Origin of the sequence: Nocardia sp. PE-7 (assembly GCF_030486425.1) — a bacterium.
Taxonomy (GTDB): domain Bacteria; phylum Actinomycetota; class Actinomycetes; order Mycobacteriales; family Mycobacteriaceae; genus Nocardia; species Nocardia salmonicida_A.
This window is the reverse complement of sequence record NZ_CP129614.1, coordinates 2,850,266-2,862,937: the sequence shown is the minus strand read 5'-3', so window position 1 is coordinate 2,862,937 and position 12,672 is coordinate 2,850,266. Positions and strand designations below refer to the sequence as shown.

Genomic DNA, 12,672 nt, shown 5'->3' with positions numbered 1-12,672 from the left:
GAGCGGCGGGCGTTCATGGAAGTGGATTAGCAAGGGGGGGAGGCACTTTCGGTGCAGACCATGCTGAAACTGCTGCTGGCAGAACGACAGCTCAAGAGTCATTCGGATTTTATGGTCGCCTATGACAGATGTGCCGCGCAACTCGATCCTCCGGTCCCACCAGGATACGGCCCGGCGAAAGCCCAGTATTATCAATGGTTGTCGGGCCGTATGGTCGGGCTGCCCCGCGACTATCATCGCCGGGTCCTACAACGAATGTTTCCCGGTTGGACCATCGAGAGACTGTTCCAGATTGTCGATTCCCTCTCGGCGGACGAGCGCGCTGTCCAGCCCTCCGCACCGATCGACCGCAAGCTGGAAGCATTCCTCGGCGCCGATATGGTCACCCGAGGTGTGACGCTGGTGTATCCCACCCGGCGCGATGCAGTGGTCGTCGTCCCGGAGAACGACCTCCGGGGGCTGCTCTACGTTTCCGCGCTCCTGGGGCACCACACCGGTATTCACGTGGATTTCTGTGGTGACGGGGAGGCCGCCGCCTACACCGACCGCGCGTATATCGGCTTCGGGCTCGGCACCATACCCTCACCCGCGGGAGGCGCCACCCGTCGGTTGTTCACGGTGTCGACAACCGATCCGACAATCGGGCCTGTCGTCGAACATCTCGAGCTGAGCGACGGCACCCGGTACGACTCCAATGGCAAGCACCACATCGGCTTCCTCGCCCGGATCCGGCCGAGCCCCGGCCTACATCCCGATCGGTACTGGTTCCTCTGCGCCGGTCTCGCGCCCCGGGGCGCCGCCGGAGCGGGCTGGTTTCTTGCCAACCATTGGAGTTCCCTCCATCAGTGGGCGGGCGCCAACGAATTCGTCGCGGTGCTCGCCATCCGCAGGTACTCCGACCAGACCTCCGGCCTGGAAAAGCTGATCGTTGGCCCGCCGAACACCGAGTCCCGAGAACAGCCGACCACAGGGAGCGGCGAATGAATTCGACCGAAGGCCCACCCGATATCGAGCCGCCACCGAGGATAAGAACCCGACACCGGAGACTGCTTCGAGCGTCCAACTCAGCGCAAGCATCGAGCGAGCGCCGACAGGCATTAGGGGCGTGCAGTTGTCGAGTAGGCGTCGGCCGAAATAGAAGAGACGCTCGTCCCCGACCCGAAAGATGCCCGACTGCCATCACTTTGGTGAATGCTCCCCCGAACCGTTGGACTACCGCCTTCAGCGCCCCACCACTGTCATCGGCAGAGATCCACCATGGCGACGGGTGGTGCATTTGCAGGCAGCCCTGGTGTCGCACGCCCACGAACCAGTGCGAATTCAGGGCTCCGAGGATCCGACAAGACGGGTGACCCGCAACCGGAGGCGATGGCAGGGCCCGAGCAAGGTGAACTCAATGCTCGGCAGCGGCTTCGACGCATGGCGTCGCCGCGGCACCAGCTCTGACTCGGACAACACTCGCTCAGCGCCCTCCCAGACCCGGTCTTCTTCGCGCCCCGACTCCGCGAGTACGGCCAATTCGGCATCCAGCGCCGCCATTGTGTCGATATCGGTCGGATTGTCTTGTGACGCGGACTCTTTAGAGTTCGGGTCGAGGGTCGGATCGATATCGATCGTGCTGCGCAGCGGACGGTTGGGAAGCCACGCGGTCGCGAGGAGGGCGACGATCGCAGCCCCGGCGGCGATGAGGAAGATCCGACCGGTCGCATCGCCGTAGGCGGCGCGCACGATCGTCGCGATCGGTGCGGGTAGGCCGTGGAGGTTCAGATTGCTGCCGCCGGAGGAACTGGTCGTCACACCGATCTTCGCGAAACCCCTTGTCGACAGCTCACTCCCCCTACCTCAGCGAGCCGGCCGGGAAGCCGGTGGTCGGGCGGTGAGCGCGGGGCGGTCGGTATAGCCGCGGTGGTCCCGCCATAGAAGGTGTGTCCGTTCAGATCGGGTCAGCGAATCGGTGCGCAGCCCTTGGCCTCGAATTCCGCCTTCGACGAGTACTTTCCGTCCGGCAGGTAGGCGCCCATCACGACGTTCTCGTCGCCGGGAGCCTTGGTATTCTGGACAGCGTGCCCGAAACCGCTGGTGGGCAACATGTTCCGCATGATCAAGTACGCGCCTTCGGGGCGGCCCGCGCCGTCACCGGCGCTCGGCAGCGGCACCCACGCGACTCCACAGGCTTCGGTGGCATTGGCCGGGCGGTCCTCGGGCAGACTCGCGACAACGGTGTAGCGGCGGGCCGCGTCGAGGGGCACGTCCTCATCGAACACGCATCCGGTCGCCCGGGTCGTGGCGAGGGATTCATTGCTGCACAACGACCAGTAGCGCATGTCGACGTCTCCGTCGGTGCTCGGCGCATTGTCGATCGTGCGCGGCGTCCGCGGCATGGTCCCCGTCAGCGTCAGTACCTTGCCGAAACCCCGGCTGACATAGGCGTTGACGTAATTGTTGTCGATATTGGAGTACTGCCCGCCGGTCCGGGCCGGGTTCCCTCGTACTTGCCGAGATAGCTACAGCCGAGCCCGAATTGGGTGTTGTAGCAGGTGCGCCACACCGGTTGCTCGGCCGCGGGGAAGGTGGGCGCTTTATCTGGCGCGTCCCGCAGTGCCAGGTACTACCCATCGGCAGGACGTCCACCTTCGGAGTGGTCGTCGCGGCGCCGACTGCCTCGCACAGCTTGTCGCCGGTCATCACCTCGCCGTTGGCCAGGCGCAGCTCCGGTCGCGGCAGGCCGACCCCGCCGGTGATGCCTCGCCCGTTATCGGGCAGGTACAGGGGTAGATGAGGGTGGTCCGTTCCTGGCCAGGAACTCCCGTGTAGAGGGTGTTCGGTGCCGAGGCCGCGCCGGGCGCCTCGTTGCGGACGGTCGCCGTGTACGAGCGGTTATCTTCACCACTTCTCTCGGCACCGGGCAGGTAGGGGTTCGCCGACCCGGCGTCGGGCGCGGTCGACACATCGTTGAGCGCGGCCGTCGGGGTGTTGTCGGTGACGTTGTAGGAGTTGAGCGACTGGTAGCGGGCGTGGGCGTACTCGCCCTTCACTGTCAGCTGGGCGCCTGCGGGGATCGCGAACTGCGCGGCCCAGTACAACGCCCCGGAATCGGGAAACGCGTAGTTGAGTTCCTGGTTGGTCATCGAGAACGTCGGACCGAACCAGAAGCAGCTCGAAGTCTCGTGCTGTTGGGCGGAGTCGACGTCTCCCGGACCGACGAGGTTGTGCAGGCGGCCGCCATCGGCGCCAGCACGGTCAGAGCCGCGACGGTGGCGAACTTGATGAGGGTAGACATCGATCTCCTTATGACGCGAGTTACACCGACTTCGGAGCAAACGTCAAACGGAATGGGACATCTGTAAAGAATGTCCTAAAAGAAGCCAAACTAATAGATGTCCTGGCTGTTACAGTTTCTTTGTGAGTCCCGTACTGCCCGAAGAGGAAATACCCTCCTTTCGTCGCCCGACCGCCGACGACGCGCGGACCGTGGCGGTGCGGCTGTTCCAGCAGGGCGAGCGAGTGGACATGAACACCGTCGCCGCACGTTTGGATATCGGTCGCTCGACCCTGTACCGATGGGTGGGCGACCGCGAAAAGCTCATCGACCACGCTATTCTCGAGTCGATCGGCGATATCTGGCAGCGCGCCCGACATGACGCGCAAGGCGACGGCATCGATCAGGCACTCGATGCTGCCGCGCGATTCATGTACGGCTGCATCGGCTATGAGCCACTGACCGCGTTCGCCCGGCGTGAACCGAACCTCGCACTGCGCGTGCTCTTGGATCCCGACGGCCTGGTCAACTCGGCACTGCAAGCGAACCTGTCCCGCGCAACAGCTTCTGCCGCACCACATCTCGCTGTTCCACTGGAAACCTTCGGCGTCCTGGCGATGACCGCGACCGCATTGGTCTGGGCGAATGTCGCCGCAGGCCGTGAGCCAGACATCGCGGCGACCATCGGCATCATGCGAACCGTCCTGTCCGCACACCAATGAACCCCGCGAGGTGAGCGACTCCCGACCAGAAGGAATGCGGCGAGATGTCAGCCCGAGAACTTCACGTTCCCTGCGGATGTAGCGGCGCAGATCGCGCATGACGTTGTTCGCTTCGTCGTGGATGAAGACCTGCACCCAACCATCGAGCGGCCATCGATGTTCCTGTTCGCTGTCAGTCCAGTGCGATGCCGAGTTCGGCGGCGAGAGTTTTGATCATGTGCTGGACACCGATTTCGTTGCGGCCGATGATCATGTGATCGTGCTGGCCTCGGCAAACTCCTTCGCCGCATTGAGGCAACATGGCGAAGTCCTCGTCGCGGACCGCGGCATGGACTTGGGCGTAGATGTCGTCGTAGACGGCTCGTTGCTCGTCGGTGGTGGCGGGGATCTTGGCCATCCAGCTGTGGCGGACAGTACAGCAGGTCGGGGCGCCCGCGGGCAGCATGTCGAGGATCTCGACACCGACAGGGCTGTTGGCCAGCACGAGGTTCGGGTAGATCCAGTAGATGACACCCATGTTCATCAGCGGGTCCCAGGATCCGCTCGGATCGGCCGCGAGCGCGGTGATCCAGTTGAACGGGAATCCCATTCGGTGATGGCGGCCGAAGGCGTCGTGGGTGGAGGTGTTGGCCACGGTGTTCTGACCGATCACGCTCTGGCCGTGAACGAAGGAAAAGTGGTAGCTCTCGGCGAAGGCCTCTAGTGCGCCTTTCCAGCTGACGTCGGAGGTGAATTCCCGCTCGTCGTGGTAGCCGTAGGAGACGTAGTTCAGTTGCGCCAGTTCTGGTCCCATCGTGCCGAGGTGGGCGTCGATGTCGATCGAGCCCTCGGCAGAGAGCACTGCCCAGATGAACCCGTGACGCTCTTGGCTGGGTAGCTCGACCAATCCGTAGCCGGCGCGGTCCATGCCGGTGAAGCCCTCTTTGCCGGGCACCCCAGCCAGTTCGCCGGTGTTGCGGTAGGTCCAAGCGTGATAGGGGCAGGTGAAGCGGGTGGCATTTCCCGAGCCGCATGCCGGCTGCGCGCCGCGGTGGCGGCAGTAGTTCAGAAACACATGCGCGGTGCCGTCGCGGTCGCGGGTGACCAACAGTGAATCTTCGAGCACGGTGCGCACCACGTAGTCGTTCGGTGCGGGGATACGCGCCGAGGGCACGATCATCAGCGGTGTGCGGCGCAGGATCTGGGACTGCTCGATCTCGGCGATCTTCGGGTCGCGGTAGTAGTGCAACGGCACCCGCAGCGGAGCGGGGGCCATATCGGTGGTGCGGTCGAGCACCAATCCCAAGGCGCGGCGGGTCAGGTCCTCGGTCAGCCCGGCGGCGCCGGGTTCGATCTGAGTGGTCATGAGTTGACCATACATATCTGTCTATCTGTATGGTCAATTTTGATGGAACGGGACGATCGCCGACCTCGGCGCGGACGATAGGGTCGGCAGAACACGATCACCGGCCCGGAAGGAATCGATGCGCACGCACGGCTGGTCGGGGACCACCCCGGCCGATGACACCGAAGCCGTCGCGCGCATCATCGGAGCCGCCCGTGCGGCCATCGAACGCAGCGGCGGGGATTTCACCATGGCCGAGATCGCGCGCGACCTCGGTGTCACCCGGCAAACCGTGTACCGATATTTCGCCAATGCCGACGCTTTGCTGACCGCCACGGCCCTGGCGGAAACGGGTCGGTTTCTCGATGTCCTCGCCGCGCATCTGGACCATCTCACCGATCCCGCCGAGGCCGTGGTCGAAGGGATCGCATACACCCTCGAACGCCTCGCCACCGACCGGTATCTCGGCTTGTTGCTGAACCCTGGCCGCGCGGGCGCATTCTCCCCAGGCGTTACCTCCGATACCGCGTTGACCTTCGGCCGCTCCATTCTCGAACGCTTCGCTGTCGATTGGGGCCGCGCGGGGATCGATGACGCTCGTCTCGATGAACTCGTGGAGCACATGCTGCGGATCGTGCAGTCCTTCGTCATCGACCCCGGTCGTCCACCGCGGCAAGGTGCGCAGCTGCGCGCCTACCTCACGACCTGGGTGGCCCCCGCACTCCGCGCCCTCCAACGCTGAGCCCAGAACGAACGGCAAATTCCCGACGCACCGCCACCGCGCAGAGCGGACGTCGCTCGAAGAGCGGCGACTCGCCTATCCGTCGAAACTGGTGCGCGCACCGAACACAAAGCGAACAGCCGCGATAATCACACCGGCCCAGACGAACGTCCACCAACCATCAACGCCCACACCGAAACCGACCCACTCGCTGAACATGACGAGCATCCAGACCTTCAGTACGTTCGACACGATCTCGCTCAGCCCACCGACGTAGATTCGGACCGGCGACACCACGATCGCGATCAGAAGCACCAGCCCGAGCAGCACGTACACCAGCCCCGCGAACCCGAAGGCCAGAGTGGCCCCCCACCATCCCCGGCCCTCGGGCATGATGAGCCACGCGCTGTCGAGCCAGCCGACAGCGGCCGCGATCGCGACCGCGTTGCTTACCGGCGCAAACAAGCTACTCGGGGTACAACCGACCAGGAAAACTTGCTCACCGACGCCGAATGCCGACCCCTCAGCTGGTCGCTTCATCACCGAATTCTAAGTCTTGCAAGCAATTAGGGCGATTCGATCCAGCAATGCGAACGGATCTCGTTGCGGTTGTGGCGATCGCGATGAACTGGTTCCTGCAATACCAGCGCCAGCCCGCCTCCACTGCGGCACAACACGGGCATCCAGACCGGCGGCGACGCACCGGCCGGCGAGCTGACTGAATGCCGCATCTACGGCCGCTTGATAGTTGCTGTCCCAAGTAAATCCGCGGATCGCTCTGTCAATGGTCGGCCCAGTACCAGGCTTTCGCGAAATTGCACTCGGCGAGCTTTCTCAGTGATTCCGGTCGAACTGTGGGGTATCCATGGGGTGGAGAGCCCAATCTCGGCGAGGTCATCGTCTGGAAACGGCGCTCACCCCGCAGGCTTGGTCAGGGTTGCTGGGATTCTCGCTGTTCGTCGCCGACCTGCGGAAGGGCTTGAGCTGCAGCGGTTCCATGGACGACCGGCGCCGGGCTCGTGCGCATCAGCCACAGTGCCGCGGCGAGCGTCAGTACCCAGCCGATCACTTCGATGAGCAGATGATCTGTCGCATCGGGCACCGATTGCAGCAGGTACACCCGGACGCTGTTGATCGCTCCGTGCGTCATGACTGCCGGCCACACACTCCCCGACCGCCAACGAAGCGCGAGCAGCAGCGGCGCCCACGGCAGCATGCCCGCGAAATAGATGACGATGTCCCACGGTGGGCGGTCTCCGATGACGGCGAGCACCGGCAGGTGCCACACGATCCACACCACACCGCTGACAAAGGCCAGCGGCCAGAATCCCCACGACGCGGCGCGGGTCGCCAGCCAACCGCGCCAGCCGAACTCCTCTCCGATAGCGAAGACCGACTGCAGGAGCAGGACCGGAATGACCCAAACGGTCGCCGCCAAGATCTGGTCGAGCGGGTTGAGCGGCCAGATCCCCGATGCCAGTGCGATGCAGACCTGGATGGCGGCGATCGCGGCGATGATGCCGATGCCGATGCCTGCCCATTCGGGTGTGCCGCGCCACCCGGTAGCGAATGTTTCTCCGAACGTTCCGGGTCGTCGGGCGAGCCACATGATGATCGCGGCGAGCAGCGGGGTCAGTTGCAGGATCGGAACGATCAGGTTGTCGAAGTCGGTGGGGACGAGTCGAAAGACCATCGGAACGGACAGCGTGTAGCAGAGCACGATGGCGATCGCGAAGAACCACGCGACATCGGTGACAGTCGATCCGGGAGTAGCGCAGCGCGCACGGACTGTCGTCATGGCTGCCCGCCAGCTCCGGCTACAGAATTCATGCCTGCCTGTCTTCGCTTCGATCTCGATGCCGACAACGGGCCACACAGACCAGAATTCGTTGTTGAAAGGTAAGCATCATGGTTCATGGACGGACCGTAGCAATAGGTTTCGGTATCCGAATTCCGGAAAGACCCGGAATTTTACCCTGAAAAGGTCCCCCTACCCGGCGTCCTCGGCGCCGATGAATCCGCTGCCGAAAGCACGCACCTGGCACGCGGCTGATAACCGTTCGCCTTCATCCCGGCCGAGGCCGAGCATCGCCGTTGCTAGCGCTTATTCGCCTGCCCGTACTCGGCCGCCCGGAGGGCGAGCATCGGAAGCGACCTGTGTCATTGCCCCGCGGTCTCAGAAAAGCGAGGAAGAATTGTCTCTCGAGACAAGGTGTATGTGTTTTCTCGAGGATTGCCCCTCTCGGCCCTGTCGACAGACACAATCGGGGCATGATCGTTGAACGCCCTGTTTCCGGGTCACTCACTCTGACGGCTCGGCTTCTGGTTCGCTGGCCACAGATCGCCGAGCGGATACTCGCCGACGGCCTCGATGCCACGGCACCCTCCGAACTGCCCGCCGACCATTTCACCGCTGAGGTACTGCCCACGATCTACGCCTGCGGCCGTGCGGTTCTCGAAGCTATCGGTGCCGACCGCGAATTCACTCGCGCCGAGGTGGCAGCTTTCGTCGGACCCGTCGCCGAACGGCACGCCGAGGACAGGTTGCCACTGCCGATGCTGATCGACGCGATCCATGGATCGGCGAAGGCGGTACTGGCAGAGGCGGAACTGATTGCCGAGCCGACCGAGCTGGCTGACTTCGCGCGGGTACTCGGCCGACTGCTCGATCTGTTGCGCCATATCAATATGACCGTCGTGGAGACCTATACCGCGGTCGAGCAGTCGATCTATCACGCCGAGCGCGAGGCGCGGCGCGAGCTGTGCTCGGCCCTCGTGCGCGGGGTGCCAGCCGAGGAACTCGCCGCGCGCGCCGACACGATTCTGGCCGAGCACTACACGGTGCTGGCGATCCGGCTGAGCGAACCCGCTCGTATCGGTAGCGCCGCGAACCTGGTGACGCGGCGCCGGATCCGCGTGCTGCAGCAGGCGCTCGACGATCTCACCAGCACGACCATCCCGGTCACCTTCGACGGCACCAACGGTATCGCGTTGCTGACCAGCAGCCCTGACACCGACATTCTCGACACAGGAAGATTTGACGAGCTCGCCGCCCGGCTGGCTCACCGGTTCGGCGCGATCGTGCATCTGGCCGAATTCTCCGGTGTCGACCGCAATGACATTCCGACCGCAGCGAAAGACGCGACCGAGCTGACCGAGCTGGCTCGGCTCAGCGGCAAGCCGGGCGGTTGTTATCGACTCGACGACCTGCTGCTCGAATACCAGCTCACCCGCCCCGGCCCGGCCCGAGAACGTCTGGCACAGCGGGTGATTCCGCTCTTGAGCAGTCCACACCTGATCGACGCGCTCGAAGCGCATCTCGTTCACGGCGGCGACCGCAAAACGGCGTCACGGCTGATTCACGTACACCCGAACACTTTTACGTACCGCCTGCGCAGAATTGCTGAACTCACCGGACTCGACCCGGCCGAACCGACGGATTCGCGCATGCTTGCCGCGTCGCTCACGGTATATCGACTGGATTCTCCCGACAACGAAAATACCCGCTATTCGACGAGTGTATCGAATAGCGGGTGATTCGTTCCGTGGACGATCGAACACCGATGCCGTACGCAACGGCTGCCCCGAAATCAGCTGGCTGACAGTTCGGCAGTCCGATGATCTGTACCGGCCAACTGGTAGTCACGCACCACCAGCGCAGCTCGCAGTGACCAGATGAGTCGTGGGTCGTGTGCACTGAGTCCGACCAGGGCGTATATGCGCCGGAGCCTGTAGTCGACGGTGTTCTGGTGGATATGCTCCGTGCGAGAGGTGAGTCGGCGATTGAGGCCGTTGTCGATGTGCGCGCGCAGCGTACTGATCAGTTCGGGATGTTGAGCTACCGGTTCGAGGAACAGTTCGAGCTGATCACGCCCGGGGCCCGGACGAGTCAGCTGGTATTCGATGGCGAGATCCGCGAGGCGGTACAGGCCTGGTGGGCGACGCAGCCTCGTCGCCACGTCCAGCAGTTCGTGCACTTCCTCAGCAGCCGAGGGAATTCGGTCGAGGGCTACGGTCACCGCGACGACTGTCAGCGGTGTCCGCGCGACAACACTTCGGATCCTTTCGGTACCGAACGAGGACGGCACCAGGAACGTTCCCCCGAATTCGGAGCACAACCCTGGTATCGGCCACCCGAAACTTCGTGACAACAACGTCAGCAATTCGCGTGGCGATACCGACTCGGGCGAGGACGGGCCTGCTGCTACCGCCAGCACAGTGAATTGCTCGACGTTCAAAGCTTCCAGCTCGCGAATCAACCTCGGGGTGGGACGTCCGCTGAGCAAAACGTGAGCCAAGGTACCGGGACCGCCTCGATCGTCGTCGAACGGCGCGATCTCCGAATATGTTGTCGACACGGTCGTGATCACAGTGTTCATCGCGTTCATCAGGCGCCGTACCGCATCGAACGGCGCGGAATTCGCTTCGAGGTCATCGAGATGCAGTCCGAATCCTGCGTGGACGTGCTTCTGCACTGTTTCGATCGGCACGCCGATACTGGCCCACCGCGCGGCCGCCAGGCGGATTCGCGCCGTTCGGGAGTCGGGGCCCCTGTCCTGGTCGTCGGTCGTCAGCGCCATACAGTCGGCGACGACGGCGCAGATCTCGTCGCGCACTACGTTTCCTCGCCGACTTCGGCGCGGCAGCGATTCCAGAATGTTGTAGGCGATTCGGTCGGTCGCCCGCGACAGCTGTTCGGGCGCTTCGACAGCGAGATAGACGGTCACCGCGGGCTCACAGCTTCCCACCGCCGCCGATCAACCAGGGGTTGAACGCGCAGTTCAGGTTCGGATGCTCGACTGGATCGAGCGCGTTGAGGACCACCGACGCCGCGCGCGGTGAGTACATGAGCGTCAGATGGTCGGAGACGTCCTGTTCGCACCCGTCCTGCAACGTGACGTTACGGACCGTCGCACCATTACCGGCGCGGAGAAACGCCAAGTCGTAGGGGTTGGTCACCTCGTCGTAGCGTGATGCCACCGCGGTGTAGTCGACACCGGGAACAGTGTCGCCCTTGGCATTGAGCGTGGTGTAGAACGGGGAGCCGATTGCCTGCTGGATGTTGGATATCCCGACGATCGGCTCATAGAAACCGAGAATGTCGATGCCGAGGTTGTTGATCGCTCTGCCGAGTGTCGCTATGCCCATCAGCGTGGTGCCGTGGTGGGTGGCACCCAGAGATACCAGCTCGGCGACCTTGTTCGCGCCACCCTCGAACTTCAGGTAGTGGTTGGCGACGGTGCCGCCCTGCGAGTGGCCCACGATGTCGACCTTGTCGGCGCCGGTACTCGTGCGAACCCGGTCGATGAACTCAGCGACCTGACGCGAGGACTCCTCGATCGGTCCCACACCGTAGCGGCCGGGCAGAACACTGCCGAGGCCACCGCCCTCGATGAGCCCGGAACGACCGAAGTTCAGGGCGAATACGCAGAAGCCGGCACGCGCGATCTGCGGCGAGAGGAAGCTGAAAGTGTCGAAGGCGTTGAGCCACGAGCCGTGCAACAACACCACCGGTCGTGGATGCTCGGCGCTGGGTTTGCAATCCCAGTTGTTCGCACCGGCCGGAGCGACGTCCGGACTGGCGAGACCGTAGGCGAACGCGGCCAGCGGCGCGGTCAGCTCCGGCCCTTGACCGACAGGTGTGGCGGCGGTGCTGTGCCCATACGCGGAACCGCTGCCCGAGGCGCTACCGGACGCGCTGCCAGAGCCACCGCTACCGGATCCGCTCCCCGAGTCGACGATCGCCGTGGGTTGCCGGCCGTCTGACGATGGCTTCAACCCGGCGGTGACGGCGTCGGCGAAAGACTGCAACTCCGATGCGACGGCGGGTTCCGCGGCGGCGGAGGTGGTTGCGAGTCCGTGACCGACAGCGACTCCCACGATGAGCGCCGCGGCTACGGCGGACCGGTGCATGTGCTGCTTCGTTGCAAACATTTCCAACAAATCCCATCTGATCGACCGGCCACGACCATCCGAGTGACTCAGGCCATAATTTCGCTGCAATGTGACGCAGATCGCTACGTCGTGGCGGCAATTAGAGTCTGTACCGATCGGCAGGTTCCGTCACTGCACGGAGTTCCATATTCGGCGTGAACGATATGGCGCAGAAGCCAAGCGACGTCAGCTCTGCGCCGAACTTTGCTGTGCCGGACCGGGCTGTTTCGGAAGCCGTATCCGTGCCGCCGGAGACGACTACGGTCGTCGCGGCCCAGTTCGATCGGCCAGAACAAATCTCCGAGACCCACGCGAGGTCTTCCCCGCGGGTTGGATCAAGGACTACATCCAGCACCCGCGCCCGACCTTTGCGACTCAAAGGTCTGCTGCAAAGCAATTTCGCCTCGGCGTATCCCGCGCCTCGCGACGTTGTGGTGGATGCGCCGCCGGTCCCACCACTGTTCAGTACCACCATTTTCGGTGGTGCCGAGGCCGCGCGATATTTCTCCATCAATACATTGGCCACGCGCGATTGTTCGCACCCTGCGCCGGTCGTTACACCGCCGATGGTCTCAGCTCGGCTGAATGCCTATCGCTAACCCCTGCGACCTGTGCCAATATCATGAGAGTCAATTGCTATGACTCGGGCCTATTCAGGAGGTTGATCATGTACGTGCCCGGTTTCAGCGCCGAGTCATCGACGTCGCCTACT

Annotated in this window: 12 protein-coding genes; 4 read left to right on the top strand and 8 right to left on the bottom strand. The window is 63.8% G+C overall.

Annotated elements, in window-relative coordinates; genetic code table 11:
* The first annotated feature begins 60 nt into the window (after positions 1-60).
* The gene (locus QX204_RS13420; protein WP_301907075.1) at positions 61-984 is read left to right on the top strand and encodes a hypothetical protein; all 924 of its coding nucleotides are present in this window, start codon (positions 61-63) and stop codon (positions 982-984) included.
* A 336-nt stretch (positions 985-1,320) separates the two neighbouring features.
* Here the strand turns inward: QX204_RS13420 and QX204_RS13415 are convergent, their stop codons facing one another.
* The 3 genes from QX204_RS13415 to QX204_RS13405 form a co-directional block, all read right to left on the bottom strand.
* Positions 1,321-1,797 (bottom strand): hypothetical protein, encoded by a 477-nt coding sequence (locus QX204_RS13415; protein ID WP_301907073.1) that lies wholly within the window; start codon positions 1,795-1,797, stop codon positions 1,321-1,323.
* 146 nt (positions 1,798-1,943) lie between these two features.
* Positions 1,944-2,381, bottom strand: a complete 438-nt coding sequence (locus QX204_RS13410; RefSeq protein ID WP_301907072.1) for a hypothetical protein — start codon at positions 2,379-2,381, stop codon at positions 1,944-1,946.
* A gap of 303 nt (positions 2,382-2,684) precedes the next feature.
* Positions 2,685-3,128, bottom strand: coding sequence for a hypothetical protein (locus tag QX204_RS13405; RefSeq protein WP_301907071.1), 444 nt, complete (start codon positions 3,126-3,128; stop codon positions 2,685-2,687).
* 274 nt (positions 3,129-3,402) lie between these two features.
* Here QX204_RS13405 and QX204_RS13400 point away from each other — a divergent pair, with 274 nt between their 5' ends.
* Positions 3,403-3,981 carry a QsdR family transcriptional regulator gene (locus QX204_RS13400; protein ID WP_301907070.1) on the top strand — a complete coding sequence of 193 codons (579 nt, stop codon included), beginning with the start codon at positions 3,403-3,405 and terminating at the stop codon, positions 3,979-3,981.
* 172 nt (positions 3,982-4,153) lie between these two features.
* On the opposite strand, the gene QX204_RS13395 is transcribed toward QX204_RS13400, so the two are convergent.
* The gene (locus tag QX204_RS13395) at positions 4,154-5,326 is read right to left on the bottom strand and encodes an aromatic ring-hydroxylating oxygenase subunit alpha (protein ID WP_301907069.1); all 1,173 of its coding nucleotides are present in this window, start codon (positions 5,324-5,326) and stop codon (positions 4,154-4,156) included.
* Between the two features lie 118 nt (positions 5,327-5,444).
* Here QX204_RS13395 and QX204_RS13390 point away from each other — a divergent pair, with 118 nt between their 5' ends.
* A complete protein-coding gene (locus tag QX204_RS13390) occupies positions 5,445-6,047 on the top strand; it encodes a TetR/AcrR family transcriptional regulator (protein WP_301907068.1) in 603 nt (200 codons plus the stop codon).
* Positions 6,048-6,122: 75 nt separating this feature from the next.
* Here the strand turns inward: QX204_RS13390 and QX204_RS13385 are convergent, their stop codons facing one another.
* Both QX204_RS13385 and QX204_RS13380 read right to left on the bottom strand, forming a co-directional pair.
* The gene (locus QX204_RS13385; protein ID WP_301907067.1) at positions 6,123-6,566 is read right to left on the bottom strand and encodes a hypothetical protein; all 444 of its coding nucleotides are present in this window, start codon (positions 6,564-6,566) and stop codon (positions 6,123-6,125) included.
* 391 nt (positions 6,567-6,957) lie between these two features.
* Positions 6,958-7,824, bottom strand: a complete 867-nt coding sequence (locus QX204_RS13380) for a CPBP family intramembrane glutamic endopeptidase (RefSeq protein ID WP_301907066.1) — start codon at positions 7,822-7,824, stop codon at positions 6,958-6,960.
* Positions 7,825-8,297: 473 nt separating this feature from the next.
* On the opposite strand from QX204_RS13380, the gene QX204_RS13375 reads away from it, so the two are divergent.
* Complete coding sequence (locus tag QX204_RS13375; protein WP_301907065.1) at positions 8,298-9,563, top strand: PucR family transcriptional regulator; 1,266 nt, start codon at positions 8,298-8,300, stop codon at positions 9,561-9,563.
* Positions 9,564-9,616: 53 nt separating this feature from the next.
* Here QX204_RS13375 and QX204_RS13370 read toward each other — a convergent pair whose 3' ends face one another.
* Positions 9,617-10,753: a PucR family transcriptional regulator gene (locus QX204_RS13370; protein ID WP_301907064.1), complete on the bottom strand. Its 1,137-nt coding sequence runs from the start codon at positions 10,751-10,753 to the stop codon at positions 9,617-9,619.
* A 7-nt stretch (positions 10,754-10,760) separates the two neighbouring features.
* Positions 10,761-11,939 (bottom strand): esterase/lipase family protein, encoded by a 1,179-nt coding sequence (locus tag QX204_RS13365; RefSeq protein WP_301907063.1) that lies wholly within the window; start codon positions 11,937-11,939, stop codon positions 10,761-10,763.
* Between the last annotated feature and the right edge of the window lie 733 nt (positions 11,940-12,672).